This is a genomic window from Mesorhizobium loti (assembly GCF_013170705.1).
GTDB lineage: Bacteria > Pseudomonadota > Alphaproteobacteria > Rhizobiales > Rhizobiaceae > Mesorhizobium > Mesorhizobium loti_D.
Genome location: NZ_CP033334.1, coordinates 3,888,848 through 3,914,909, shown reverse-complemented (window position 1 = coordinate 3,914,909; position 26,062 = coordinate 3,888,848). Strand labels below are relative to the sequence as shown.

General features: G+C 63.8%; 21 protein-coding genes. 5 read left to right on the top strand and 16 right to left on the bottom strand.

What is annotated here, in order from left to right; translation table 11 throughout:
• Positions 1 to 4: 4 nt before the first annotated feature.
• The 3 genes from EB815_RS19010 to EB815_RS19000 form a co-directional block, all read right to left on the bottom strand.
• Positions 5 to 2,785, bottom strand: coding sequence for a CHAT domain-containing protein (locus tag EB815_RS19010; RefSeq protein ID WP_065005574.1), 2,781 nt, complete (start codon positions 2,783 to 2,785; stop codon positions 5 to 7).
• Positions 2,786 to 2,849: 64 nt separating this feature from the next.
• Positions 2,850 to 4,136 carry an FAD-dependent oxidoreductase gene (locus EB815_RS19005; protein ID WP_056572987.1) on the bottom strand — a complete coding sequence of 429 codons (1,287 nt, stop codon included), beginning with the start codon at positions 4,134 to 4,136 and terminating at the stop codon, positions 2,850 to 2,852.
• A gap of 52 nt (positions 4,137 to 4,188) precedes the next feature.
• Positions 4,189 to 4,599 carry a winged helix-turn-helix transcriptional regulator gene (locus EB815_RS19000; protein ID WP_056572991.1) on the bottom strand — a complete coding sequence of 137 codons (411 nt, stop codon included), beginning with the start codon at positions 4,597 to 4,599 and terminating at the stop codon, positions 4,189 to 4,191.
• Between the two features lie 134 nt (positions 4,600 to 4,733).
• On the opposite strand from EB815_RS19000, the gene EB815_RS18995 reads away from it, so the two are divergent.
• Positions 4,734 to 5,624 carry an SDR family oxidoreductase gene (locus tag EB815_RS18995; RefSeq protein ID WP_056572994.1) on the top strand — a complete coding sequence of 297 codons (891 nt, stop codon included), beginning with the start codon at positions 4,734 to 4,736 and terminating at the stop codon, positions 5,622 to 5,624.
• A 34-nt stretch (positions 5,625 to 5,658) separates the two neighbouring features.
• Here EB815_RS18995 and EB815_RS18990 read toward each other — a convergent pair whose 3' ends face one another.
• From EB815_RS18990 to EB815_RS18980, 3 genes are all read right to left on the bottom strand, one after another.
• A complete protein-coding gene (locus EB815_RS18990; RefSeq protein ID WP_065005573.1) occupies positions 5,659 to 6,693 on the bottom strand; it encodes an SDR family oxidoreductase in 1,035 nt (344 codons plus the stop codon).
• 40 nt (positions 6,694 to 6,733) lie between these two features.
• Positions 6,734 to 8,653: a potassium transporter Kup gene (locus EB815_RS18985; RefSeq protein ID WP_056573000.1), complete on the bottom strand. Its 1,920-nt coding sequence runs from the start codon at positions 8,651 to 8,653 to the stop codon at positions 6,734 to 6,736.
• Between the two features lie 103 nt (positions 8,654 to 8,756).
• The gene (locus EB815_RS18980) at positions 8,757 to 9,497 is read right to left on the bottom strand and encodes a pyridoxine 5'-phosphate synthase (RefSeq protein ID WP_056573004.1); all 741 of its coding nucleotides are present in this window, start codon (positions 9,495 to 9,497) and stop codon (positions 8,757 to 8,759) included.
• 158 nt (positions 9,498 to 9,655) lie between these two features.
• On the opposite strand from EB815_RS18980, the gene EB815_RS18975 reads away from it, so the two are divergent.
• The gene (locus EB815_RS18975) at positions 9,656 to 10,075 is read left to right on the top strand and encodes an STAS/SEC14 domain-containing protein (RefSeq protein WP_056573008.1); all 420 of its coding nucleotides are present in this window, start codon (positions 9,656 to 9,658) and stop codon (positions 10,073 to 10,075) included.
• Here EB815_RS18975 and EB815_RS18970 read toward each other — a convergent pair whose 3' ends face one another.
• From EB815_RS18970 to EB815_RS18935, 8 genes are all read right to left on the bottom strand, one after another.
• Positions 10,076 to 11,203 carry an ATP-dependent DNA helicase gene (locus tag EB815_RS18970; RefSeq protein ID WP_056573011.1) on the bottom strand — a complete coding sequence of 376 codons (1,128 nt, stop codon included), beginning with the start codon at positions 11,201 to 11,203 and terminating at the stop codon, positions 10,076 to 10,078.
• A 240-nt stretch (positions 11,204 to 11,443) separates the two neighbouring features.
• Positions 11,444 to 11,809 carry a nitrile hydratase accessory protein gene (locus EB815_RS18965; protein WP_056573015.1) on the bottom strand — a complete coding sequence of 122 codons (366 nt, stop codon included), beginning with the start codon at positions 11,807 to 11,809 and terminating at the stop codon, positions 11,444 to 11,446.
• The gene (gene nthB / locus EB815_RS18960; protein WP_056573018.1) at positions 11,796 to 12,455 is read right to left on the bottom strand and encodes a nitrile hydratase subunit beta; all 660 of its coding nucleotides are present in this window, start codon (positions 12,453 to 12,455) and stop codon (positions 11,796 to 11,798) included. The genes EB815_RS18965 and nthB overlap by 14 nt, the downstream gene beginning before the upstream one ends.
• Positions 12,452 to 13,057, bottom strand: a complete 606-nt coding sequence (nthA, locus tag EB815_RS18955; RefSeq protein ID WP_056573021.1) for a nitrile hydratase subunit alpha — start codon at positions 13,055 to 13,057, stop codon at positions 12,452 to 12,454. The genes nthB and nthA overlap by 4 nt, the downstream gene beginning before the upstream one ends.
• Before the next feature lie 77 nt (positions 13,058 to 13,134).
• The gene (locus EB815_RS18950) at positions 13,135 to 16,296 is read right to left on the bottom strand and encodes an efflux RND transporter permease subunit (RefSeq protein ID WP_056573023.1); all 3,162 of its coding nucleotides are present in this window, start codon (positions 16,294 to 16,296) and stop codon (positions 13,135 to 13,137) included.
• Positions 16,293 to 17,558 (bottom strand): efflux RND transporter periplasmic adaptor subunit, encoded by a 1,266-nt coding sequence (locus EB815_RS18945; RefSeq protein WP_056573506.1) that lies wholly within the window; start codon positions 17,556 to 17,558, stop codon positions 16,293 to 16,295. Before EB815_RS18945 ends, EB815_RS18950 begins: the two co-directional genes overlap by 4 nt.
• 216 nt (positions 17,559 to 17,774) lie before the next feature.
• Complete coding sequence (locus tag EB815_RS18940) at positions 17,775 to 18,371, bottom strand: LysE family translocator (RefSeq protein ID WP_056573508.1); 597 nt, start codon at positions 18,369 to 18,371, stop codon at positions 17,775 to 17,777.
• Between the two features lie 123 nt (positions 18,372 to 18,494).
• Complete coding sequence (locus tag EB815_RS18935; RefSeq protein ID WP_065005572.1) at positions 18,495 to 19,454, bottom strand: acyl-CoA desaturase; 960 nt, start codon at positions 19,452 to 19,454, stop codon at positions 18,495 to 18,497.
• A 186-nt stretch (positions 19,455 to 19,640) separates the two neighbouring features.
• Between EB815_RS18935 and EB815_RS18930 the strand changes: the two genes are divergently transcribed.
• Positions 19,641 to 20,036 carry a metalloregulator ArsR/SmtB family transcription factor gene (locus tag EB815_RS18930; RefSeq protein WP_056573030.1) on the top strand — a complete coding sequence of 132 codons (396 nt, stop codon included), beginning with the start codon at positions 19,641 to 19,643 and terminating at the stop codon, positions 20,034 to 20,036.
• 22 nt (positions 20,037 to 20,058) lie between these two features.
• On the opposite strand, the gene ilvN is transcribed toward EB815_RS18930, so the two are convergent.
• Complete coding sequence (gene ilvN, locus EB815_RS18925; protein ID WP_010910160.1) at positions 20,059 to 20,634, bottom strand: acetolactate synthase small subunit; 576 nt, start codon at positions 20,632 to 20,634, stop codon at positions 20,059 to 20,061.
• A gap of 77 nt (positions 20,635 to 20,711) precedes the next feature.
• Positions 20,712 to 22,463, bottom strand: coding sequence for an acetolactate synthase 3 large subunit (locus tag EB815_RS18920; RefSeq protein ID WP_056573035.1), 1,752 nt, complete (start codon positions 22,461 to 22,463; stop codon positions 20,712 to 20,714).
• 384 nt (positions 22,464 to 22,847) lie between these two features.
• On the opposite strand from EB815_RS18920, the gene EB815_RS18915 reads away from it, so the two are divergent.
• Together EB815_RS18915 and EB815_RS18910 are read left to right on the top strand one after the other, a co-directional pair.
• Positions 22,848 to 24,770, top strand: a complete 1,923-nt coding sequence (locus EB815_RS18915; RefSeq protein ID WP_056573038.1) for a sigma-54-dependent Fis family transcriptional regulator — start codon at positions 22,848 to 22,850, stop codon at positions 24,768 to 24,770.
• 213 nt (positions 24,771 to 24,983) lie between these two features.
• Complete coding sequence (locus EB815_RS18910; protein WP_056573510.1) at positions 24,984 to 26,054, top strand: 2,3-butanediol dehydrogenase; 1,071 nt, start codon at positions 24,984 to 24,986, stop codon at positions 26,052 to 26,054.
• The last annotated feature ends 8 nt before the right edge of the window (positions 26,055 to 26,062 follow it).

The window sequence follows — 26,062 nt, the reverse complement described above, 5'->3', positions numbered from 1 at the left end:
GGCCTCAGTTCTCGAACATGACAAAGGCGGCCCAGACCCTCGGATCCTGGGCGCCCGGTATCTTGCCTGCGCGGGCATCGCGGCGGGTCTGGCGAAGTGCTTCCGGATAGGTCTGTCCGTCGGCAAGATAACGGTAGAACCCGACCATGAAGGCGGCGGTACCGGCGTCGTCCACCGGCCACAGCGTCAGCAACGAGCGCTTGGCGCCGGCGATGTTGATTGCCGTCGGCAGGCCACGCAAGCCACCGACGAATGTCTCCTGGCCTCGCGCCGTCTCACAAGCGGACAGGACAAGCAGGTCGAGCCCCGACAGATCCCAGCTCATCAGCTCCATGCCATAGAGCCGGCCGTCATCATCGTCACGTTTCATCGACTGCCGGTCTCCGGCTTGCGACAGCACGACCTGGCTCTGCCAAAGGGCGTTCACGCCGCCCACCCCGCCCTCTTTCTCGTCACGATAAGCGCCGTGGGTGGCCAGATGCGCGACCGTCGCCTGCTCCATAGCCTCGCGCAGCGTCCGCTCCCTGGCCGCCGTTCCGGTCAGCATATGGACCGAATAGTCATCGGCGCGCAGGATCGAGGCGATCGCATCCACCTCCTTGCGGGTGCCCGGCAACGGCTCCGCCCCCTTTTCGGGACCTCGCGCATAGTCCAACCCGCCGGCCAGCAGGGCTCTGCCGGTCCTGGGAAGACTCTGGCCGACGCCGGCGTTCAGCAGCGATTCCGGCCGCGTCAGCATGCGCACGGCGAAGCGGTCATCAAGCGTCGCGCCCTTGCCGTCCTGCAGCAGGGGGAACGGCACCGAAAACAGTTTGCCGTCCGGCACCACGAAGAGCGTGTCGGCGCCACCGAGCGACGGCTCCAGCGGTCCGATCAGACCGGCATAAAGCCCGGTGAATGTGGCGTTCAGGTCGACCAACGTCACGGCACCGCGCTCCTGCGCGGAACGCGTCGACCTCAGGTTTGCCATGCGTGTTTCGCGAGCGGCCGGGATGAGCCTGCGCGGATCGCCGAGATCGTAGAGGCGCGGCTGCTGGTCCTTGCGCGTGACGATCGCATAGAGGCGCTCGTCTTCCAGCGGTTCGGCGCTCTCCCGATCCGCCCGCCACTTGCGGGTGATGAAGTAATCGATCAGCGCCTGGTTTGGCTTCAGCAGGGTGCCGGCAGAAGGTAGCGGCTTGTCCACCAGGCCCTGGCTGAAACTGTACTTGGCCATGGCTTTGGCGATGGCCTTCTGGTACGCCGCCTCAACCTGGTCGGGCTGCACCGCACCCGGATCATCGGAACTGTCACCACTGGAAGCCGCCTCCTGATAGGCCAGGGACAGCCGGATCCCGGCCTCGATCAAGTGCCGTGTCTCCAGATCGTTCGGATCGATCAGGCGGTATAGCCTGCGCAACAGGTCGCGTTTTTTATTTTCAAGCGTCGGCCAGCGGCGCACGGCTTCGGCAAACGCCGGCACCACCGACGCATTGTCCTTTGCGAGGCGCGCATAGTCGTAGAGCATGTCGTCGGCCAGGGCGCGGCTCGCCTCGGCAACGACGGGATTGCCTGATGTGCTCACCTGGAACCAATTCCAACGCAGCATGTCATCGTCGAGAGCAGCGAAATCGGCGGCCGCGGCGGCAGGATTCCTCCTTGCCTTGAGATTGGCCATCGCCTGGCGCGCGGCAAATGTCAGCGGATGCACCACCCCGTAAGTCGATCCGGCGACGCTATAGGCCCGTTCGAGTTGGGCCATGCTGCTTTCGGTGTCGCCCACGGCAGTGAAATGCGCGGCCAGCAGGTTGGCGATCTTGATTGCCAGTATCTCGGGATAGTTCGGGTCGGTGGTCAGTTGCCGCAACTGTGCCAGCGTTGGCTGATCGAGCGGCTGCACACCAGAGAGCACCCTGGTATAGAGCACCCAAGCATCGGCCTGTTCGACCAGATTGCCTTCCTGCTTGAGAACGACGGCAATGTCCCGGTTCTGCTGGAAGTGGCGCAAGGCCTCGTCGTATTTGCCAAGGTCCAGATAGTCCTGCGCGGTGTTGTTGGCGCTGACCAGAACGTTGAAGTGGTCCGGGCCGTAGTAGCCGATCCGCTTCTCCAGAACGGCCAGATCATAGTGCAAGGCGCGTGTCGGAGCTCCCATCTGGCGCAGCATGTCGGCCAGATTGTTCTGCAGTTTCCAGATGAAACGATCATCGGTACCGGTTACCTGCTCGGCCAACTTCAGATTGCGCTGCTCGATGTTGATGGCTGAAGCGATCTGACCGAACGCCGCGACCCCGGTCGCCAACACGTCGTTGGCATACAGGAGTTCCTGCGACTCCTTGCCGTGATAGTGGGCGTACAAGTTGGTGGCTGTCGCGCACATTGACACGAAGCCCTGATAATCCTTCTCCGCCTGCTTCAGCATTGCGTAGTTGAGATAAAAGTCGGCGCGCTTGGCGACATCCTGCCGCATGGCCCTTGTCTTCAGCCCCTCGGCAAAAATCTCCTCGGCTTCGTCGAGGATCTGGTTGTTGAGGAAAGTCGCGCCCGCGTTCGAGTAACTCTCCACGGTGAATTCGTAGAGGTCGCTTCTGGCGGTGGCGAGCAGCGCTGCCCGCAATTGCGCATAGCCTTCGTCGAAGCGTCCCGCGTCCATCATCAGTCTGTAGGCAGCGTCGATGCGGGCGGCCAGCGCGGCCTGGCCGTCCGATGGGTGCTGTTGGCCCGGCTGGCTTGTCGTCTGGGCGTATGCCTTCGGCATAGACAGCGCGACGATCAACATCGCCAGCATCGAAGCCGCAACGCGCATCAGGCCTCTCGGACCTCGGGCTATGGACATCACTGTGTTCACGCGGATCGGCTTGGCGAAAACTCTATGATGCAGTCGTACCATGACCTGGATTTTGTCCGAAATCCCATCGCGCTTCCCTCAGCCCTGCCCGCCTGAACGGATCGATCACCGTGCCGGCGACCATCGAAGCCAGAAGCCGCGGCGCCGGCGGGATCTTTGCGATGGTCGCCACCAGCCTGTCGCGGATGAAGGGCAGCGCCACGGAATCCGATTGGTAGAACGGCGTGAACGCCAGCGACAGCGCCTGGAACACACGCACGTGCCAGCGCCGCGCCTTGGCATAGGCCTCAAGTGCTGCCTCGACGCTCCGCGTGCGTGCCAGCGCATGGCTGAGCGCCGCCGCGTCGAGCAGCGCCATGTTGGCTCCTTGCCCAAGCTGCGGGCTGGTCGAATGCGCGGCATCGCCGATGACGGCCAATCTTCGGCCGACCGGAAGCTTCATCGTGTGGTGGCCGTAGCGGGCCAGCGACAATTGGTCGAAACTGTCGATCTGGCGGGTGAACGCCTCGCTTTGCGGCCACAGCCGCACCACCCTCTCCTTCCAGGCGTCGAGGCCGGCAGCGCGCACCGCGTCGGCATCATCAGGCTTCAGGCTCCAGAAGAAGGCCGCCATTTTTTCGGCGCCGGGCTCCGGCCGGCCGATCGGCAGCACGCCGATCATCACGCTGGCCTTGTCGTAGCGCTGCAAGAGCGCGTGCTCGTCAAACCCTTCGCCGCGCCAGCCGAGCGATGCCCAGAACGCGCCATAGCTGAGCGGCCGTGGCGCACCTGCATTGGCCACGCTCTGCCGCAGTTTCGAGCGTGAGCCGCTGGCGTCGACGATTAGATCGAACGGCCCTGCCCGTCGTCCATTGCCACAGATCAGCGTCGCCCGTTCGCCGGCCTCCATGGTCTCGATCTCGACGCTGGTCTCGATGACGATCGCCTCGCGCCGGGCGGCGCGAAAAAGCGTACCGAACAGGGCCGCCCGGTGCACCGCCAGCCCAAAACGGCGGCCGCGGTGGGCATCATAGCGAACGTCGAGCACGGTGCGGCCGGTCCAGGCATCGGCGCCATGCAGCCGGTCGATCCGAGCGCCAAGCGCCATGATATCGTCGAGCAGGCCGAGATCGGCCAGAACCGTCAAGCCGGTCGGCTGCAGGATCAGCCCGGAGCCGACCGGCTTCGGCTTCTCGAAGCGCTCGAAGATGGTGACCCTGTGCCCTGCCCGCTTGAGATAAAGCGCCATGGCCAGCCCCGCCGGGCCGGCGCCTGCAATTGCGATGTCGTAGGAAATGCTGATGCCCCCAAGCCGAACTGGCCGGGACAATCCTTCAGCCGCTGTGCGAAATCAAGTCGCGGCGCCGGCCCTGTCCGGCTGTTCAAGCCTGTGTTGCGTCGAAGCCGGCCCGTGCCGCGCGCACCGCATCATGGTTGAATTCGGCCCACTGCAACAAATGCTGCAATGCATCGAACATCGAGCGCCCGAGATCGGTGAGGCTATATTCGACGCTCGGCGGCTTGGTCGGGAACACTTCGCGATGCACATAGCCGTCGCGCTGCAGATCGTAGAGCGTCTGGGTCAGCATGCGCTGCGAGATGTCGGGAACCAGCCGCCGCAACTCGCCGAAGCGATAAGGCTGCTCGGCCAGCGCCGCCATCAACAGCGAACTCCACTTGCCGTTAAGCCCCTGGATGACGTCTCGGACCGGGCAATCGGCGAGATTGCCGCCGCCGGTCATGGCTTTGTAGATGTCGAGTTTGGATTTCAGATTGATGATCTTGCTGTCCACGGCTGGTTCCCTGCCTGTGCCTACCTCCCCAAAAACTGCCTTCTTTACGGCACCGGGTCAATTCCTATTTTAGTGCTGGTCTCTTTTTGAGACCAGCAACCGAACCGCCTTTCGGCGCAATGTCAGGATCCTCCATGACCGCAACCCTTCTCGTCACCGGCGCTTCCGGCCAGCTCGGCCGCAGCGTCATCAACCACCTGCTGGACACATTCAAGGTACCGGCGGCCCGGATCATCGCCACCACGCGCACGCCCGCCAACCTTGCGGATCTTGCAGCGCGCGGGGTCACCGTCCGCCAGGCGGACTTCGATGACACGGCATCGCTGCCAAAGACCTTCGAAGGCGCCGACCGGGCGCTCATCATCTCGACCAACGAGTTGGCGATCCAGGGAAAGCGTCGCGAGCAGCAACTGGCGGCGGTCGCCGCTGCCGGAAAAGCCGGTGTCAAGCATCTGCTCTACACCTCCTTGCCCAACACTGAGCCGGGCTCGCCGGTCCTCTTCGCGCCTGACCACTACGATACCGAGCAGGCGATCAAGGCGAGCGGCATCCCCTACACGATCTTCCGCAATGGCTGGTACGACGAGAACCTCTTCATGGCGGTGCCGCAGATCCTCGCATCGGGCCAATGGTATACGTCCGCGGGCGACGGCGCCATTTCCTATGGAGCGCGCGACGATCTCGCCGCGGCCATAGCCGCGGGGCTGGCCTCGCAAACCGTTGACAGCAAGACCTACACGCTGACCGGCCCCAAGGCCTATACGACAGCCGAAGTCGCCGCGCTTGTCACCGAAGCTACCGGCAAGCCGATCCAGGTCGTCCAGCTCTCCGATGAAGCACTGACGGAGGGCATGAAGGCCGCAGGGCTTCCCGAGCCGATCGCCAAGCTTCTGGTGTCATTCGACGCCGCCACGCGCGCCGGCGGCCTTGGCATGGTGACGGATTCGGTCGAGACGCTTTCCGGTCGAAAGTCGGTATCGCTGAAACAGTTCCTGGAAGCCAACAAAGCCGCGCTGGCTGGTTGAAACCAGAGCGGTGGGAGGTCACCCTCCCGCCGCGCTACTTCGATGTCTTGAGCAGGCCGAGCCGGACCAGGCTCTCACCGGTGGCGGCCAGCGCGTCTTCGCGCGAGCGCGGCGCCCAGCCGAGCACACGCACCGCCTTGGCGTTGGTGGCATTCTTGACCTTGCCCAGTTCCGTAACCAGTTGCGCGGCTTCGGCGTTGAACAATCCGACGATCCGCACCAGCCAATCGGGAAGCTGCCTCGTCGAGACGCGCGACGCCGCGTCGCCGAGCCGCGCCTTCACGGTCTGCGCGATTTCCCGCACGGTCATGAAGTCGCCTGATACCGCGAGGAAGCGCTCGCCCTTGGCGGCTGGATTGGTCATGGCACGCACATGCAGGTCCGCCACGTCGCGTGCGTCGACCACGCCGAAGGACAGACGCGGCAACCCCGGCATGGCGCCGTTCATCATCCGCTGGACAAATTCGGTGGAGGTCGAATGGTCGGCGCCGAGAACCGGTCCGAAGATGCCGACCGGGTTGACGACCGCCAACTCCAGCCTGCCGCCCTCGGCAGCGATGAAATCCCAGGCCGCGCGCTCGGCAAGCGTCTTCGACTTCACATAGGCGCTGACCTTGGCCGTCGGATCGGTCCAGTTCTCCTCGGTGAACGGCCCGGGCGGCATCTTGCCATAGCCGATGGCCGCGAAGGACGAGGTCAGCACGACGCGTTTGACGCCAGCATCCCGCGCCGCCCGCAGCACCCGCAGCGCACCCTCGCGAGCCGGGATGATCAGATCGTCCTCTTGCTTGGGCACGCCCGGCGGAAATGGCGAGGCGACATGGAGCACGTAGTCGCAACCGGCGACGGCTTGCGGCCAGCCTGCGTCGCTCGTGAGGTCGGCGATGGCGAAGGACAGCCTGTCGCCTGGCTCGATGCCGCCGGCCTTGAGCATGGCCAGCACATCGGCTTCGCGCTTGGAGCTGCGCACCGTGGTGCGTACGCGGTAGCCGCCCTTCAGGAGTTCAAGGATACAGTGGGCGCCGAGGAAACCCGATCCGCCGGTGACAAGCACCAATTCGCCGCTCATGCCCGCCCTCCACCAGCTTAGGTCGAGGCGATCAAGGTCGTCAGATCGCCACCTGCGTACCGATTTCCACCACGCGTCCGGTCGGGATCTGGAAATATTCGGTGGCGTCGGCGGCCGTGCGCGCCAGACCGATGAACAGCCGGTCCTGCCACACCGGCATGCCGGAATTGGGCGAGGCCTTGAGCGACCGGCGCGACAGGAAGAAGGATGTCGTCATGATGTCGAACTTCCAGCCCTGCTTGCGGCAGATCGCCAGCGCGCGCGGAATATTGGGCTGTTCCATGTAGCCGAACGTCAGTGTCACCCGCATGAACAGTTCGTTGACCGTCTCCATCTTGACCCGGTCGCTATCGGGCACCACCGGCTGCGGCGCCGTCACCACCGAAAGGATGACGTTCTGCTCATGCAGCACCTTGTAGTGCTTCAGGCTGTGCATGAGCGCTGTCGGCGCGCTGAGCGGATCGCTGGTCAGGAACACCGCGGTGCCGGACACCAGCTGCGGCTTCTTCTTCAACAGATTGCCGGCGAGGAAATCGAGCGGGATCTCGTTACGGCGGGTCTTGTCGAACAGGTAGCGGCTGCCGCGCACCCAGGTCCACATGGCTGTGACAATGGTGAAGGCCACCGCCAGCGAGGCCCAGCCGCCCTCGAACACCTTGACGATGTTGGAAGCGAAGAAGCCGATGTCGATTAAGGCAAACAGTGCGGTCAGCGGGATTGCCACCCTCAGCCGCCATTTCCAGATACGCGTCATGACGACATAGAGCAGTACTGTCGTCACCAGCATGTTGCCGGTCACCGAGATGCCATAAGCGGAGGCGAGCTTGCTGGACTCGCCGAACCCGACCACCAGCAGCATCACCACCAGCGCCAGCAAGAGGTTGACGCGCGGCATGTAGATCTGGCCGGACTGTTTTTCCGACGTATGCAGGATTTCGAGCCGCGGCAGCATGTTGAGCTGCACCGCCTGCCTGGTCAGCGAGAAGGCACCCGAAATCACCGCCTGGCTGGCGATGACCGTCGCGGCGGTCGCCAGCACCACCATCGGGATAAGCATCCAGCCTTCGTTCATCTCGAAGAACGGATGGCCGACCACCCCGTTCTTGGCCAGCACAAAGGCGCCCTGCCCGGCATAGTTGAGCAGCAGGCAAGGGAACACGATCGACAGCCAGGCCAGCACGATCGGCTTGCGGCCGAAATGGCCGAGATCGGCATAGAGAGCCTCGGCGCCGGTGACGGCGAGGAAGATGGCACCGATGGTGACGAAGGCGACATCTGGCGAATGAATCAGGAAGGCGACGATATAGTGCGGGCTGATCGCCCACAGGATCTCCGGATCGGCGATGATGTGCTTGAGCCCGGACAGGCCGATAGCCAGGAACCAGACTGCGGTCACCGGACCGAAGACCAGTCCCACACCGCCCGTGCCAAACCGTTGCACCGCGAACACCATGGCAAGAATCACCAGTGTCAGCGGCACGACATAGGGCTGGAAGGTGGGGGTAACGACGTTCATGCCCTCGACCGCCGACAGCACCGAAATCGCCGGCGTGATGACGGCGTCGCCGAAGAACAGCGAGGCGCCGACGATGCCGACGCCCAGGATCACCGCCGAGCGCTTCGGGAAACTGCCGCGCGCCAGCGCCATCAGCGACAGCACGCCGCCCTCGCCGCGATTGTCGGCGCGCAGCACGAACATGATGTATTTTATGGTGACGATGATCGTCAGCGACCAGATGATAAGCGACAGCACGCCCAATATATCGCCACGCTCCGCGACCTGACCGCCCGAAGACGCCACCAGGGCCTCGCGAAAGGCGTAGATCGGGCTGGTGCCGATATCGCCATAGACAACGCCGAGCGCGCCCAGCATCAGCACCTTGGTGCTGTGCTGCTCGATTTCCGGATGGCTCGATTGTTCGACGGGTTCTGCCTCACTACCAGTATTGGCAAGGGCCATGGACGACACTCCGATAAGCGCGCGGTGCTCTACGCTTGCTGCGATGCAATATCAAGTACCGTCACGTTATGGCTGCCATGCCTGGTGCGCGAGGCTGCCATCATTACCACCCACAGGCCCTGAGAAACCGACCCACCGTGCCGGCCATGCCATACTCCAACGCGTCGGCTGTCAACCCATGTCCGATTGACACTTCGGCCAATGCCGGAATGCGCCTCGCCAGAGCGGGCAGATTGCCCACCGTCAGATCGTGCCCGGCATTGACCTGGAGACCGGCGGCGGATGCCGCATCGGCTGTTTTCCCCAATCTTTCCAGCTCGTTGGCCGCCTTTGCGGAATCGGAATGGCAGCTGCCATAGGGACCGGTATAGAGCTCGATCCGGTCGGCACCGGTATCGCGCGCGGCCGCAATGCCGGCGGGATCGGCATCGGAGAACAGCGACACCCTGAAACCACCCTTCTTCAGGCGCCTGACGATTGGTGTCAGGAACGCCGCGTCGGCGGCGAAGTTCCAGCCATGGTCGGAGGTTGCCTGTGCCGGCTCATCGGGAACCAGCGTCACCTGTTCGGGCTGATGCTTTTCCACAAGCGCCAGGAAATCCTCGCTCGGATAGCCCTCGATGTTGAATTCAGCCTGCGGGAACTCGTCGTCGATCAGCGCCCGGATCTCCGGCAGGTCGGAATGCCGCGTGTGACGCTCGTCGGGACGCGGATGGACGGTCAGCCCATGCGCTCCGGCGGCAAGGGCGAGCCGGCCGATGCCGATCACGCTGGGCCACGGCAAGTCGCGCCGGTTGCGCAGCATGGCGATGGCGTTGAGGTTGACGGAAAGCTTTGCGGGCATGGGCTGGTGTCCGTGAAACAGGCGGGTTAGCGGCGCGCCGCGGCCATCCGTTCAGCCTGGGCGCGCTTGAGACCGGGCATCTATAGCGTCTTTGGCGGGAACAGATAGGGCTTTCCAGTGTTCCAGAAGACCAACTCTCTTCCAAAGGAGGCCTCGCCGTGAATTTCCTGCAATCCGTGCCGGCGATCCGTCGCATCGACACCGGTCGCGACGACCTGTTCGCAATCGATGTGGTCGGGCATGTCTCGGCGGCCGATGCGGAAAACCTGTTTGGCCTGCTGGAAGCGGCCTACGCGCTTCATCAGCGAATCGACGTGGCTGTGCGCATGGTCGATCATGACGGCGTCGACTGGGCCGACATCTCCGAAGAGACCCTCAAACTGGGCGCCCTCCATGCACTGGAGCATATAGGCCGCTGCGCGGCGATCGGCGCACCGGACTGGACGCCGGACGCACGGCAGGCCTTGCCCGCGTCGTCACCCATCGAATTCAGGCATTTCAAGGCCGAGGACGAAGACGAGGCCTGGGAATGGCTCGGTGTCCGGCAAGTCGGCGTACGGGAAAAGCCCTCGTCGTAGCTACCTGACGATGGTCAGCCGCTCGGCGGCCCGGGTGATAGCGGTATAGAGCCAGCGCTGGCGGGTTTCCTTGAAGGCCCAGCTCTCGTCGAACAGCACGATCTCGTTCCACTGCGAGCCCTGCGCCTTGTGCACGGTCAGCGCATAGCCATAGTCGAAATCATCAAAGCGCTTCTTCTGCTGCCAGGGGATATCGGCGTCGGGATACTCGAACGCCGCCTTGAGCAGCTTGATCTTGGCGACGCCACGGTCCGGATCGTCCTCTTCGGGCGAAACCAGAAGGTTGATACCGGGCTTCACCGTCTCGCGCGACGAGGTCATCACCTTCCACAGCGAGCCATTGAGCAGCCCCTTGGCGGGATCGTTGCGCAGGCACACGAGCTTGTCGCCGGCCTGCGGATAGTCGGCATTGAAGCCTTTGAGCTCGCGCAGGCGCTGGTTGTAGCGGCGACGCGTGCGGTTGGTGCCGACCAGCACCTGGTCGGCCCTCAGCACCAGTTCCTGGTTGACGTCTTCCTTGCCGATCACCTGCGCCGTGCCATAGTCGCCGCGCATGAATTCGCGGCCTTCGCGCACGTCGAGCGCCAAGCGCAGGATCGGATTGTCACGCGCCTGCCGGTGGATTTCGGTGAGCAGGAAGTCGGGTTCGTGATCGGTGAAGAAGCCGCCGCCCGAAATCGGTGGCAACTGGCCGGGGTCGCCCAGTACCAGGATCGGCGTCCCGAAACTCATGAGGTCGCGGCCGAGCTGCTCGTCGACCATCGAGCATTCGTCGATGACCACCAGCTTGGCGCGCGAGATCGGGCTCTGCCGGTTGAGCGAGAAGGTCGGCGACATCGAGGTCTTGCCGGTGACCTCGTCCTCGACCGATTCCTCGCCCTTGGGCCTGTAGATCAACGAATGGATGGTACGGGCATTGACCGCCCCCTTGGAGCGCAGCACCTGGGCCGCCTTGCCGGTGAAGGCGGCGAACTGCACCTGGCCGTCGACATGTTCGGCAAAATAGCGTGCCAGCGTCGTCTTGCCGGTGCCGGCATAGCCGAACAGCCGGAACAGCTGCGGCTTGCCGGCTTGCAGCCAGCGGGCAACCGCCTGCAGCGCCTCGTCCTGTTGGGGTGAGAATTCCATCAGTGCGACAGACCGGATTCGCAAGCGAAACACAAGACAGCCGCCAATCGACTGCCGCCAATGGCGCACCGAGCGCCTCCGACAGCTGAGGCTATCAGGCGCACACAAGAACGTAAAGGGAACAAAAGGTGGGCGCCCGGCCATCGTTGCTGTCAGCCGAGGGCAATCAAGGCTGTGCCGGCGAAGGCGAGCACCATCGCTCAGGCGGCACGAGCATTTGGGGCGGTCCTGGACATCCGCTCACGTCGCGGATTGGAACTCCGGGTCGTTCTCGAGCAGGATCGGCCTGCCATGGGGCGTGGCGTGCGCGGCGCGCTCCCAGGCTCGGGCCATCGCGTCGACATCGGATCTGGCGGCCAGTCCCTTCGACGCCAGCAGCCGCTCCAGCGCTGCCAGCCAATGCTCGTAATAATCGTGTCCGTCCGTCGCGGCGCCCGGCTTCTTCACCTCGGCCGACAGCGCCTGTGCCCATTCGCCCCACGAAAACAGGCCCTTGTCGTGCAGCGCCACCGTCATGGCGAACGCCTCGGCCTGCCAAGGCTCGGCGAAAACCGGCGCGTCGAGGCCAACGGGCAAATCGGCGGCGGTCCCGTCAGGCCGGCTCAAGATAGCTCTCCCAGGCGTCGATCGAGACGACAAGCGTCGGATCGGCGCCCTCGCCCCAGATCTCCGTGCCGTCGAAAACCACCGTATAGACCCATTGCGGGTTCTCGCCTCGCCCGTGCGCGTTGGTGTCGGGAAAGACGAAGCCGTCGCGCACCGCCTCGATCCTGCCCAGCTTGCCGCGCGCATAGCGCGGCAGCCGTGTGTGACCGGTGGGGTTGAAATTCTTCGTCCGCACCTGCTGGCCGGCCTTGAACCGCGCCGGCGAGGCAACGGGCCGGTCGCAGGGACCACCCTTGGCCAGCACCGCCGGCACGTTTTCGGCCTTCAGCACCCGCTTCGGGATCGCCGCCGCATCGATCGCCTCGCCGGCCGCGAGATCGCGCTCGCTGACGAAGCCATGGCGCTTGAGCAGGGTCTCCAGCGCCTTTATCCAGATCTGATAGTAGCTGGAGGAATAGTAATCGGCCGGATGCAGCGATTCGCGCGCATGCCGGCTCTCATCGATATTCCAGGCTCCCATGGCGCCGGCGCAAAGCGTGACGCCGAGCGCCCGCCTCTCCCAGGCCGCGTGGAAATAGGGCTCGTCCTTTTCGGGCGCGACCGGCCCGAACCCCATCTGTCCGCCAAGATCCTGGGGCCCGTTCATGCCGGCCCTTTCGCCAGGGCAGTGCCGATCATTGCATCGCGGCTCACCAGATCGGCCAATTGCTCCTCGCTCCAGCCCTCGGTACCGCCCGGCCGCATCGGCACCACGAGATAGCGCAGTTCCGCCGTTGAATCCCAGACGCGTATCTTGGTTGCGGCCGGCAACGTCAGGCCGAATTCCTCCAGCACGCCGCGCGGATCGATCACCGCGCGCGACCGATAGGGCGGAGCCTTGTACCAGACCGGCGGCAGGCCAAGTACCGACCATGGATAGCACGAGCACAGCGTGCAGACGACGAGGTTGTGGGTGTCGCCAGTGTTGAACACCGCCTGCATGTGCTCGCCCTGGCGGCCGGTATAGCTCAGCGATTCAATCGCCGCCGTCGCGTCGCGCTTCAGCCAGTCGGCATAGGCGGGATCGTTCCACGCCTTGGCCACGACCCTCGCGCCGTTGCGCGGGCCGATCTTGGTCTCGTAGGTATCGACGATGACGTCGATCGCGGCCGGATCGATCAGCCCCTTGCGGGTCAGGATGGTTTCCAGCGCACGCACGCGCGCCGCGAACGGGTCGAGCTCATTGTCGTGGTCATGATCATGGGACATGGCCACAAACTACGGTTCCGATCCGCCGGCGGCAAGCGCCACGGCTTGGGCAAGCTTTTATCCAGGCCATCAGGCAGCTATTCGGCCGCTGTCTTCTGCGGCTCCGCCCGGATGTCGTCATTGGTGCCGAACAATGAAGGCTGGTCGCCATTGTCGACCACCTTCAGTTCAGCCTTGCGCTTCGGCATGAGCCCGACCAGCCAGCCGGAGAAATTCTCCATGTAGACGTAGATCACCGGCGTCACGAACAGGGTCAGCGCCTGCGAAGCCAGCAGGCCGCCGACAACGGCAACGCCCAGCGGCTGGCGCAGCTCGGCGCTGGCGCCGGTGCCGAGCGCGATCGGGAACGTCCCCATCAGCGCCGCCAGCGTCGTCATCATGATCGGCCTGAAACGCATCAGGCAGGCCTTGTGAATGGACTCCTTGGCCGACATGCCCTCTCGTCGCAATTCAAGCGCGACGTCGACCATCATGATGCCGTTCTTCTTGACGATGCCGATCAGCATCAGGATGCCGATCACCGCTATGACGGACAGATCCATGCCGGCGAAGCGCAGGGCAACCACCGCTCCGAGCACTGCCGATGGCAGGCCGGTGAGGATGGTGAGCGGATGGATGAAGCTCTCGTAGAGAATACCCAGCACGATATAGATGGTCAGGATCGCGCCGCCGACCAGAAGCCCCTGGTTGGCCAGTGAATCCTGGAAGGTCTTGGCGGTGCCGGCAAAGGTGGTCGAGATCTCCGTCGGCATGCCGATCTGCTCTTTGAGCGCGTTGATGCGGGTCACGCTGTCACCCAGCGCCACGCCTTGCGGCAAATTGTAGGAGATGGTCACGGCGGGAAGCTGGCCGAGCTGGTTGACGGTCAGGGCGCCGGCCGTGCGGTCGACCCGGGCGAAAGCGCCAAGCGGAACCAGGGAGCCGCTCGCCGTCCGCATCTGGATGGCAAGCATCCGCTCGGGCGACCATTCGATCTTGGGATCGAGCTCGGTGATGACCTCGTAGCTGTCGGCCGAACCGAAGATCGTCGAAACCTGGTCGGTGCCGAACCCGCCATAGAGCGCGGTGCGCAGCGTGTCGGTGTCGATGCCGAGCTGGGCGGCCTTGTCGCGATCCACCACCAGCGATGCTTGCAGCGCATTGTTTTGCAGGTCGCTGGTGACGTCGGTGAACGTCGCGTGGTCGGCCGCCATGGCGTCGTTCAGCTTCTGCGCCCACGTATCGGTCAGGCCGGTATCGAGGCCCTGAACCACGAGCTGGTAGGCGCTGGCCGACGAACGCGACCCCAGCCTCAGATTTTGCACCGGCTGCATGTAGGTCTCGATGCCCGCCACGCCGGCCAGTTGCTTGCGCAGATCCGAAAGCACCTTCTCGATATTGGGACGCTGGTCCTTGCCCTTGAGCTGGACGAAGAGCTGCCCCTGGTTGAGCGCATTGTTGCCGCTGCCCGCCGACCACGCCACGTGATCGACATAGGGCGAATGCGAGAAGACGCTGGCCACCTGGCCCTGCAGCTTGGCCATGGCGTCGAACGAGATGTCCTGGCGCGCGATGGTCGTCACCGATATCTGGCCGATATCCTCTTGCGGGAAGAAGCCCTTGGGCGAGATCTGGATCAGCCAAACCGACGCCGCGGCCGTGCCCACGAAGACGAGAAACACCAGGAAGGTGTGCCGCAGGCAGAAGGTCAGAACCCGGTCGTAGCCACGCGTGACGATATCCCGCTTATGGCCAGCGCCATGCTTGTCGCGATCGGCCTTCGTGACCGATAGCAGCCGCGAGCACAGCATCGGCGTCAGCGTCAGCGACACGAACATCGATGCCAGGATGGCGACGGTCACCACGACGGCGAACTCGTTGAAGATGCGTCCGATCACGCCGCCCATCAGGAGCACCGGGATGAACACCGCCACCAGCGAGATCGAGATCGAGATGATGGTGAAGCCGATTTCGCGCGCGCCCTTGAGTGAGGCATCGAAGGCCGACAACCCATCCTCTTCCATGTGCCGGAAGATGTTTTCCAGCATCACGATGGCATCGTCGACGACGAGGCCCACGGCAAGCGTCAGGCCCATCAGCGATATGTTGTCGATGGAGAATCCGAACAGGAACATCGCGCCAAGCGTGGCGATCAGCGAGATCGGCACCGCCACTGCCGGGATGATGGTCGCCGTCACCCGACGCAGGAACACGAAGATAACCATGACCACCAGCGCGATGGTCAACAGCAGCGTGAACTGGACGTCGTCGACGGCCTGGCGGATCGACGTCGAACGGTCGTTCAGCAGCTTGATCTGCGCGGCGGCCGGCATCTGGTCCTGGAAGGACGGCAACATCGCCTTGACCTTGTCGACGACGTCGACGGTGTTGGCATCGGGCTGGCGCTGCACGGCCATGATGATCGCGCGGGTACCATCGTACCAGCTCGCCGTCGTCGTGGTCTGCACCGAATCGACGACACGGGTTACCTCGCCCAGCCGCACCGGGTGGCCGTTCTTGGTGGCGATGATGAGGTTGGAGAAGCCGGCGGCATCGGTGAGCTGTGTGTTGGCGGTGATGGTCAGCTGCTGCTTGTTGTTCTGCAGCACGCCGAGCGGCGTGTTGCTGTTGGCCGACGCGACCGCCGCCTGCAGCTGGTCGATCGAGATGCCGCGCGCCGCAAGCGCTGTCGGATCGATCTGGATGCGCACCGCGTATTTCTGCTGACCGAAGATCGAGACCTGCGCCACACCGTCGATGGTCGACAGCGATGGCGAGATCACGTTCTCGGCGAAGGCGTCGAGCTCGGTCAATGGAACCGTGTCGCTGACCAGCGACATCAAGAGGATCGGCGCGTCGGCCGGATTGACCTTGCGATAGCTCGGCGGCGCCGTCATCTGCGGCGGCAGCGATTTCTGCGTTCGCGCGATCGCCGCCTGCACGTCCGCCGCCGCTGCGTCGATATCCCGGTTAAGCACGAACTGGATGGCGATCGAAGTCTGGCCGAGCGAATTCGTGGTCGAGATCGAATCGATGCCGGCGATGGTGGCGAACTGCTTGATCAGAGGCGTCGCCACCGATGTCGCCATGGTTTCCGGCGACGCGCCCGGCAGTGAAGCCGAGACGTTGACCACCGGAAATTCGGCGCTGGGCAGTGCTGCCACGGGCAGGAACTTGTAAGCAAACAGCCCGCCCAGCACGAGGGCGAACGACATCAGAAGGGTGGCGACGGGCCTGCGGATGCAGAATTCGGAGATCATCGGGCCGCCTCGCCGGCGTTGGTCGCCTCGGCCACCTTGGGCGCGGCCGTCGAGTTGCCCTCATGCACCGCGGCACCATTCTTCAGCCTTGTCTGGCCTTCCGTGACCACTTTCTCGCCGGCTTTCAGCCCCTGGCTGATGGCGCTGTTCTGGCCCTCGGTCAGAGCCACCTGCACCGGCCGCATCTCGACGGTGCTGTCCGGCTTGACCACATAGACGAACGGGCCCTTCTGGCTGGGCTGGACCGCGACGGTCGGAACGGAGGTCATCTGCGGCATGATCCCGGCGTCGAGGACGACATTGACATACTGGCCGGGCCACAGCGACAGATCGGCATTCGGTATGCTCGCCCGCGTCGCGATCGTGCCCGACGCGGTGTCGACACTGGAATCGACGAAATCGAGCGTGCCCTTGCCGATCGGCGTCGGGTCGCCGTCCTTGGTCAACGTCACCGCGCCTTGCTGCGGATTGGCAAGCGCCTTGTGCAACAGCGCAAGGTTGCTTTCCGGCAGATTGAAGTTGACCTGCAACGGGTCCATCTGGGTGATCGTCACCAGCGGTGTTGCCGTACTGCTGTTGCCATTGCTGACCGTGACGAGATCGCCGACCGACACGTTGACGGCGCCCAGCCGACCCGAGATCGGGGCTGTGATCGTGGCAAAGCCAAGCTGGACGTTGTCGGCATCGATCGTCGCCTTGTCGGCATCCACGGTCGCGGCCGCCCCCTTCTGCGCGGCAATGGCCTGATCATAGGTCTGCTGGGTACCAGCCTGCTTGGCGACAAGATCCTTGGCGCGCTGAAGATCGGAATTCGAGCTGGCGAGCAACGCCTGGTCCTTGGCAAGTGCCGCTTGGTCCTTGGCGAGTTGCGCCTTCAGCGAGCGGTCATCGAGCGAGAACAGCGTGTCGCCCGCCTTCACCATCTGCCCGTCCTTGATATCGATCGACACGATCTGGCTGGAGACCCTCGCGTTGATGTTGACCACAGCCGGAGAGGAGACGAAGCCGATGGCATAGCGACGGATCGGGAAGTCGGCCGTCGTTGCCGTTGCCGAAACGATCGAGGCCGAACGGGCGCCACCGCCGCCTGATGCCTGCTTGTCCCCTGCCGCCGGCTCGTCGGTTGCCGATTTGCCCGCAACGGCGACCGGCTTTACGCCGACCAGTTGCTCAACCTTGCCCAGCGTATCGGGAGACAGATAGAGCCAGGCCCCGCCGGCACAGGCGACGGCAAGCAATGAAAGAATGACTTTTCCACGTATCGTCAAAGCACCCTCTCCGTCCGACACGCCGTTGCCAGGTGGTCGTATCATAGCTCGTTCACGGCTGATTGCCGCGATTTAGCCGAATAGATAGGACAGGCATTTGTCGGAAAAGGGCCAAAACACGGCATTACGAAGATTTAATGTGCACTGCACAATAGGTGGGCAGCCGGTCGCCGCCACAGGGGGGCGAGGCTCGTCGAACCGTCGGGACCCCTATTTCAGCATCGGCCACAGCGTCGCCGCCAGCAGCACGCCCATGGCGATGTTGAACCATTTCAACCGTACCGGGTCCGACAGAAATCCACGCAACGCCGTGCCGAACCCCGCCCACACCGAGACGCTGGGCAGGTTGACCACGGCGAAGGCGAACGAGATCAGCGCTACCGAGATGAAGGGGTGGTCGGGGTTCGTGTAGACAGCCATGGCGGTGATCGCCATCACCCAGGCCTTGGGATTGACCCACTGGAATGCCGCCGCATCGATGAAGCGCATCGGCCGCGCTTCCGCCTCACCCTTGCCGCTCAGTGAGCGCGACGTGGCGATCTTCCATGCGAGGTAGAGCAGATAGGCGGCGCCAGCGACCTTGAGGACATTGTGCAGCGCCGGAAACGCCGTCAGCACCGCGCCAAGGCCGAAACCCACGGCCAGCAACAGGACGAGAAAACCGATGCTGATGCCCAGCATGTGCGGGATCGTCCTGGTGATGCCGAAATTGACGCCGGAGGCCAAGAGCATGAGGTTGTTCGGCCCCGGCGTGATCGAGGTCACGAAGGCATAGACGAGCAGTGCGAGGAATGCGTCGAGTGACATCGGGTCCACAAGGTCAGCAATGCTGACATAGATAGCGAACACGTCAGACGCAACCGCAATCCTTTGGTCCAGCAGTCGCCGGCCATGTCGATCGTAACTCAGCCCGTCGAACCCGGGACGCCTTCATCTGACGTGAGACGGCGCCGGCAGCCGGTTGTCGGCGGCAGTCATGGCCGGCTGCCCGCCGCGCAGGCGGCGCAACCCCTTCCGTCTTGGAGTATTTTCCGGAAGTTTCACGCTGTGCGCGAGACCAAGGCCGGCAAGAACCCGGATGAAGATCCAGCCGAGGTCGATCTGTCCCCGTTCAAGACCAAGCCTGGCGGATTCGGGGAATGCGTGATGGTTGCCGTGAAAACTCTCCCCGAACGTCACCAAACCGAAACGCGGCAGATTGTAGCCCTGCACCGCCACGCCATCGACACACCATCCCTGGTCGCCGCTCCGATGCGCGAAATGCCCGACCAGCCAATGTCCTGTGAGGGACATGGAAACACGCACCGCGATGCCCCAGACCACCCAGCTCCAGCCGCCAAGCAGCAGGAAGGCAATGGCCCATGGCAGCTGCTGCAGCATCCAGGTGCGCTCGAGGAATTTGTAGAACCGGTCATTCCGGATCGACGGCTCGATGACGAAGTCAGGCGGATTGCGCAAGGCGACCACGCAATGCATCTGCCAGAAGGCGTCGATGAAAAAGGGCTGGCGGTGGGCATGCAGGTCGTGGCAGGCCGTCTGCCGCTGCGCCCAGTCGCGGATATCGTGCGCATGGATCATTCCGAACGGGCCGGCCATGCCGACCAGCACGCCGAGATAGACCAGCGCGTGTTCGATCCAGATATGAACCTTGAACGAGCGATGGATGAGCAGGCGATGCATCCCGACCGAGTGTCCGGCGCAGATCGTCACCGCTGTCGTCACCACGAACAGCGCAAGGGCGCTCCAGCTGAAGGTGAGCGGCCCGAACACGATGGCAACGACAGTCATCGCGCCGACCCAGATCGACTTGGCCGGCATCCAGACAACCCTGCCATCGCGCGCGTCGCTGTCTTGTCGAGAAATCATTCTGCCCGTGGATATGGTCTTCATCGGGAACCCCTCCCTCGCATGAACATTTTCCGAACCACAGCCTTGTCTTTCGGCGCCTCGCGCCATATTTAGGCAGTAAGCTAATCATCTATTATGCCCGGATTAGGTATTTAGGCAATAGTCTAAATGATGTCCGGAAAATTCCGACAAGCGTCTCCATGGCGCCTGTGATTACGAGGTCGCAAAGTGGTCGAGAAAACTGAACAGGCATCGGACGCTGAGGCCGGCATCGGCGCCAGCGGCGCGATACAGCGCGTGTTCGAGGCGCTCTCTTCGGCACCCCGGCGCAGGATTCTGGCCTATCTCGCCCATTCCTCGCTGACCGCGGGCGAGATCGCGGCGCGCTTCGACATGTCGAAGCCATCGATCTCGCAGCACCTGAACATTCTGGAGACGGCAGGCCTCATCGCCAGGGAGCGGCAGGGACAGTTCATCCACTACTCGCTGGTCGAGAACAACCTGGTGAACACCCTGAACGGCTTCGTTCAGGATGTCTGCCCCGTGTCACGTCCACTGAAAAGGGAAAGCAAGGCCCTGGCCAGCGGCAAAAGCGAGGTCCCGCCGGCAAAACCCCAGGACTGATCCGACGGCGACGTGACGGGCCTTACATGCCTTGCGGGCCGCGGTTCATCGCCGCCACGCCGGTGCGGCAGATCTCGACCAGGCCGAGCGGCTTCATGATGGCGATGAACTGGTCGAGCTTCGAGCCCTTGCCGGTGATCTCGAAGATGAAATGCTCGGTGTTGGCGTCGATGACGCTGGCGCGGAAGGCGTCCGCCAGCCGCAGCGCCTCGACGCGAGCCTCGCCGGAACCGGCTACCTTGACCAGCGCCAGTTCCCGCTCCAGCGGCCGCTCCTGCCCAAGCTCGTGCGAGCGGACAGTCAGATCGACCACACGGTGTACCGGCACGATGCGCTCGAGCTGGTTCTTGATCTGCTCCATCACATGTGGCGTGCCGCGCGTCACGATGGTGATGCGCGACAGGTGCTTCTCATGTTCGGTCTCGGAGACGGTCAGGCTCTCGATGTTGTAGCCGCGTCCGGAAAACAGGCCGATGACCCGGGCGAGCACGCCGGGCTCGTTGTCGACCAGCACGGAAAGCGTATGGATCTCCGGCCGCTCCGTTTCCTTGGCGATGAAGTAGGCGGAGCCGGTCGGTTGAAGGTGCTGTGCGTTCATGACATGGATCTCAAATTCTTGATCTGATTATTGTTTTCGCACGGCTTCTTTCGACAAGCCCTGCCTTGGCTCGTCGATTACACCAGTTCCCGGCCCTTGGCGTCGATGGCATTCGCCACCGCCTCGTCGGTGGCCTCGTCCGGCAACAGCATCTCGTTATGCGCCTTGCCTGACGGGATCATCGGGAAGCAATTGGCAAGCGTCGCCACGCGGCAGTCGAACAGCACCGGCTTCCTGACCGAGATCATCTCCTTGATGGCATCGTCCAGCTCGTTCGGCTTCTCGCAGCGAATGCCGTGGCCGCCATAGGCCTCGGCCAGCTTGACGAAGTCCGGCATCGCCTCGGTGTAGGAATGCGACAGCCGGTTGCCATGCAGCAACTGCTGCCATTGGCGCACCATGCCCATGTACTGGTTGTTGAGGATGAAGATCTTGATCGGCGCGTCGTGCTGCACGGCCGCACTCATCTCCTGCATCGTCATCTGCACCGAAGCGTCGCCGGCAATGTCGACGACCAGCGCGTCGGGATGGGCGATCTGCACGCCGAGCGCCGCCGGCAGGCCGTAACCCATCGTGCCCAGCCCGCCTGACGTCATCCAGCGGTTCGGCTTGTCGAAATGATAGTGCTGCGCCGCCCACATCTGGTGCTGGCCGACCTCGGTGGTGATGTAGGTGTCCATGTCCTTGGTCAGTTCGTAGAGCCGCTGGATGGCGTATTGCGGCATGATCACGTCGTTGTTCATCTTGAACGCCAGTGAATCGCGCGCGCGCCATTTGGCGATCTGCTCCCACCAGGGATAGAGCGCCTTCTTGTCGGCCTTGGCGGTTGCCCGCCACAACCGCACCATATCCTCCAGCACCCGGCCGACGTCGCCGATGATCGGCACTTCGGTGTGCACGTTCTTGTTGATCGACGACGGATCGATGTCGATGTGGATCTTGCGTGAATTCGGCGAGAACGCGTTGAGCCGGCCGGTGATACGGTCGTCGAAGCGCGCGCCGATGCAGATCATCACGTCGCAATCATGCATGGCCATGTTGGCTTCGTAGGTGCCGTGCATGCCGAGCATGCCCAGCCAGTTCTTGCCCGACGCCGGATAGGCGCCGAGCCCCATCAGCGTCGAGGTGATCGGGAAACCGGTGAGGTCGACCAGCTCGCGCAACAGGTGGCTCGCTTCCGGACCGGAATTGATCACGCCGCCGCCGCTGTAGATGATCGGCCTTTTGGCATTGGCCATCAGATCGACCGCCGCCTTGACCTTCTCCAGATCACCCTGGACCTTTGGCTGGTAGCTGGTGCGCGGCGCGATCTGCGGCGGGACGTAGAACCCCTTGGCGAACTGCACGTCCTTCGGAATGTCGACCACCACCGGACCAGGCCGGCCGGTCGTCGCGACATGGAAGGCCTCATGGATGGTCGCCGCGAGTTCATTGACGTCCTTCACCAGCCAGTTGTGCTTGGTGCAGGGCCGCGTGATGCCGACCGTATCGCACTCCTGGAACGCATCGGAACCGATGAGCGAGGTCGGCACCTGCCCCGTCAGGCAGACCAGCGGGATCGAATCCATCAGCGCGTCCTGCAGCGGCGTCACCGCATTGGTGGCACCGGGGCCGGAAGTCACCAGCATGACGCCGGCCTTGCCGGTCGAGCGTGCATAGCCCTCGGCCGCATGGCCCGCGCCTTGTTCGTGCCGCACCAGAATGTGCTCGACCTCGTCTTGCTGGAAAATCTCGTCATAGATCGGAAGGACCGCGCCGCCCGGATAGCCGAAGACGTGCTTGACGCCATTGTCCTTCAGCGCCTGCACCACCATTTCGGCGCCCGTCATTTCACGTCGCCCGTTCTGTCCATTGCTCATCGGTCTGGTCCCGTACTGTCCGCCATCTGGCGATTGCTGGTCGTTTAGTCGTGTTTCAGGCAATAAAAAAGGCCCCCGAGGGAGCCTGTGTGTTGCGCATGGGAGGATTTCGCCCGGCGGTTACACCGCCTTGCCCACGCGCCTTCCTACGAGAATGAGTGCCTTTTTCATGGTGGCGAACCATAAAGGTGGAGTCGCGGGCTCGTCAATGGGGGATAATGCGAATTCACTCGCCTGTGAGATCGGCCCCGTCTCGCGATAACGCGATAAGCCACGCGCTACCATAGTACAGTTGAGCCCATGCGGCCGTCGCACCACTATGCCAGGCTAAACGTTGCCTTGGGAGGAGGACGCGTGGCTGGCGAACGGGAGCATATCCGGGAAATAGAGCAGGTCCTGTCCGGCAGGACATCGGCCCGCGACGATGTCGTGGTCAAGTCCTGGCTACGCTGTGTGGACACCCACCGGCTCGACCCGGCCCGGCCGACGGAAGCCTATATCGTCCCCGATACCCAGTTGCGCGAACATCGCGAACAGTCCGAGCGGCTGATCGCGATCGCCCGCAGCGGCCTGGAAACCCTCTTCAAGCAGGTGGCGGGCCAGAACTATGTGCTGCTGCTGGCAAACGCGAAGGGCGTCACCGTCGACTTCCTCGGTGATCCCCTGTTCATGGACCAGTTGCGCACGGCAGGACTTTATCTCGGCTCCGAATGGTCGGAAAGCCGCACCGGAACCTGCGGTGTCGGCTCCTGCATCGTCACTGGCGAGGCGATGACGATCCACCAGACCGACCATTTCGACACGACCCACACGCCGCTCTCCTGCACCGCCGCGCCGATCTTCGACACCAATGGCGAGCTCGCCGCTGTGCTCGACATTTCCCTGCTGCGCTCCCCGCAGCCGAAGATCAGCCAGAACCTGGCGCTGCACCTGGTGACGGCTTCCGCGCGGCGCATCGAGCTCGCCAATCTGATGGCCCAGATGCACTCCGAATGGGTGCTGCGTTTTTCCCGTTCGCCGGAATTCCTCGACGTCGACCCCGAGGCGGCCATCGCCCTCGATGCCTCGGGCCGCATCCTTGGCACGACGCGTGGCGGAGCGCTGCTTCTGGCGCAGGCCGGAGGTGTCGACTGGCGGCACTCGCCCTCCCCCATCGGCCAGTCGATCTCGCGCTATCTCGATGTCAGCGTCGACGATCTGCCGAGCCTGACACGCGGCCGCCCGACCGAGGAGCGGCTGGTGTTCGGCCGCAGCGGCAGCGCGCTGTTCGCGCACGCCATCGAACCGCAGCCGGCGACCGGACGCCGCGCGCCGGTCGAGGCGGTACCGAAGCCTATCGGCGACCTTTCCGGCGGCGATCCGGCGATGGCTGCCACGCAACTGCGTGCCGCCAAGCTGGCGCGCACGACCATTCCCATCCTGATCCATGGCGAGACCGGCTCCGGCAAGGAATATCTCGCCCGCGCGATCCACGATTGTGCGCAGCGGCCCGGCCCGTTTGTCGCCATCAACTGCGCGGCCATTCCTGAACATCTGATCGAGAGCGAACTTTTTGGCCATGTCGCCGGTGCTTTTACCGGAGCCGCCGCCAAGGGGCGCAAGGGACTGATCGAGGCCGCCAACGGCGGCACGCTGTTCCTCGACGAGATCGGTGACATGCCCTACCCTCTGCAATCGCGGCTGCTGCGCGTGATCGCCGAACGCGAACTGGTCCCGGTCGGCGGCATCGAGCCGCGACAGGTCGACATCAAGATCATCTCGGCCTCGCACCATGATCTGCGCAAGCTGGTCGAAGAGGGACGTTTCCGCGAGGATCTGTTCTACCGGCTGAACGCGGCCTCGCTGACCTTGCCGGCGCTGCGCGAACGCACCGATTTCGAATGGCTGCTGGACCGACTGGTGGATCAGCGCGCCCACCTTGCCGGCCGGACAGCCAAGCTCTCGCCCGCGGCGCGCCTGGCGCTGATCCGTCACCGCTGGCCCGGCAACATCCGCGAACTCGTAAACGCCATCGATCTGGCGGTGACGCTTTGCGAGGGCGGGATGATCGAGCCAGCCGACCTGCCCGACTTCGCATTGCCATACCTGACGCCGCTTGCTGCGCCCGCCAGACTGGTTGCCCTGCGCGCTCCGTCGCCCGAGGACGAGCGTGCGGCACTGCTGGATGCTCTCGCGGCCGCTGGCTGGAACATCTCCGAGGCCGCGCGGCGTCTGGGTGTCGACCGCACGACGGTGCATCGCCGCATGAAGCGGCTGCGGCTGGACGCGCCCAATTAGTGTTGCGTCCGCTGTGGCGCGCCATGGCACGCGCAACACCGCCGCAACAGCCCATGACAGCAGAAACCGCTAGATGATGCTGATTTTATTACGATTTCCGACTCAGCAGTACGGTTGGCATGCTGCTTGCTCCGCGTTCCAGGTACCCACATGGAACTTGGAGGAGAAGCCATGACACAGAACGCGGTCAATCTTGCAGCCGCGGCGCGGAGCATGCAGGCCCTGCGCTTTCATGCCGCCAGGGATTTGCGCATCGAGGACATTCCCAGGCCGGCAAGGCCGGGGCCGGGACAGGTTGTTCTCCGCAACAGGTTTGTCGGAATCTGCGGAACCGACCTGCATGAATATAGTTACGGGCCGATCTTCATACCGACGGAGCCGCATCCGTTCACCGGCGCCAGCGGCGTGCAGGTGCTTGGACATGAATTCGGCGGCGTCATCGAGGCCGTCGGCGACGACGTGACCTCTGTCTCGGTTGGCGACCGCGTGGCGGTGCAGCCGCTGATCATGCCGCGCTCGGGAGACTATTATGCCGCGCGCGGCCTCTACCATCTGTCCGACAAGCTTGCGCTGGCGGGCTTGAGCTGGATCGGCGGCGGCATGGCGGAAGCCGCCTTGCTCAACGACTACAATGTCGAGCGCATCCCAGACGAAATGTCCGATGAGGAAGCCGCATTGGTCGAGCCGACCGCGGTCGCCGTCTATGCCTGCGACCGTGGTGGGGTAAGCGCGGGAAGCTCTGTGCTGGTCACCGGCGCCGGCCCGATCGGCATTCTGACGATGCTGGCCGCGCGCGCCGCGGGCGCAACCCAACTGTTCATCTCCGACCTGAACGACACCAGGCTGGAGATGGCGCGTTCGATCCTGCCTGGCGTGGTGACACTCAATCCGAAGCGGTACAAGGTGGATGAGGCGGTGCGCGCCGCGAGCGAAGGCGGTGTCGGTTGCGATATCGCCATCGAATGCGTCGGCAACGAACATGCGCTGAAGGCTTGCCTCGCGGCTGTGCGCAAGCAGGGTGTCGTCGTGCAAACCGGCCTGCATCCGCACGAGAACCCGCTCGACTGGTTCCAGGTCACGTTCAAGGACGTCGATATCCGCGGCTCCTGGGCCTATCCAACGCATCTGTGGCCGCGTGTCATCCGTCTCATCAGTTCGGGACAGTTGCCTGCCTCCAAGGTGGTCACCAGGCGCATACGTCTTGCGGAGGCGGTGTCCGGCGGTTTCGATGCCCTGCTCGATCCTGCCGGAACCCAGCTGAAAATCCTCATCGACCTTTCCTGATCAATTTG

Bases quoted from the DNA above. Each gene is read 5' to 3' on its own strand.
- ilvN (WP_010910160.1), bottom strand. From the start codon at position 20,634: ATGAACGCACAGCACCTTCAACCGACCGGCTCCGCCTACTTCATCGCC.
- EB815_RS18940 (WP_056573508.1), bottom strand. From the start codon at position 18,371: ATGTCACTCGACGCATTCCTCGCACTGCTCGTCTATGCCTTCGTGACC.
- EB815_RS18985 (WP_056573000.1), bottom strand. From the start codon at position 8,653: ATGGCCCTTGCCAATACTGGTAGTGAGGCAGAACCCGTCGAACAATCG.
- EB815_RS19010 (WP_065005574.1), bottom strand. From the start codon at position 2,785: ATGCGCGTTGCGGCTTCGATGCTGGCGATGTTGATCGTCGCGCTGTCT.
- EB815_RS18990 (WP_065005573.1), bottom strand. From the start codon at position 6,693: ATGAGCGGCGAATTGGTGCTTGTCACCGGCGGATCGGGTTTCCTCGGC.
- nthA (WP_056573021.1), bottom strand. From the start codon at position 13,057: ATGTCCCATGATCATGACCACGACAATGAGCTCGACCCGTTCGCGGCG.
- EB815_RS18920 (WP_056573035.1), bottom strand. From the start codon at position 22,463: ATGACGGGCGCCGAAATGGTGGTGCAGGCGCTGAAGGACAATGGCGTC.
- EB815_RS18910 (WP_056573510.1), top strand. From the start codon at position 24,984: ATGCAGGCCCTGCGCTTTCATGCCGCCAGGGATTTGCGCATCGAGGAC.
- EB815_RS18935 (WP_065005572.1), bottom strand. From the start codon at position 19,454: ATGAAGACCATATCCACGGGCAGAATGATTTCTCGACAAGACAGCGAC.
- nthB (WP_056573018.1), bottom strand. From the start codon at position 12,455: ATGAACGGGCCCCAGGATCTTGGCGGACAGATGGGGTTCGGGCCGGTC.
- EB815_RS18950 (WP_056573023.1), bottom strand. From the start codon at position 16,296: ATGATCTCCGAATTCTGCATCCGCAGGCCCGTCGCCACCCTTCTGATG.
- EB815_RS18970 (WP_056573011.1), bottom strand. From the start codon at position 11,203: ATGGAATTCTCACCCCAACAGGACGAGGCGCTGCAGGCGGTTGCCCGC.
- EB815_RS18980 (WP_056573004.1), bottom strand. From the start codon at position 9,497: ATGCCCGCAAAGCTTTCCGTCAACCTCAACGCCATCGCCATGCTGCGC.
- EB815_RS18995 (WP_056572994.1), top strand. From the start codon at position 4,734: ATGACCGCAACCCTTCTCGTCACCGGCGCTTCCGGCCAGCTCGGCCGC.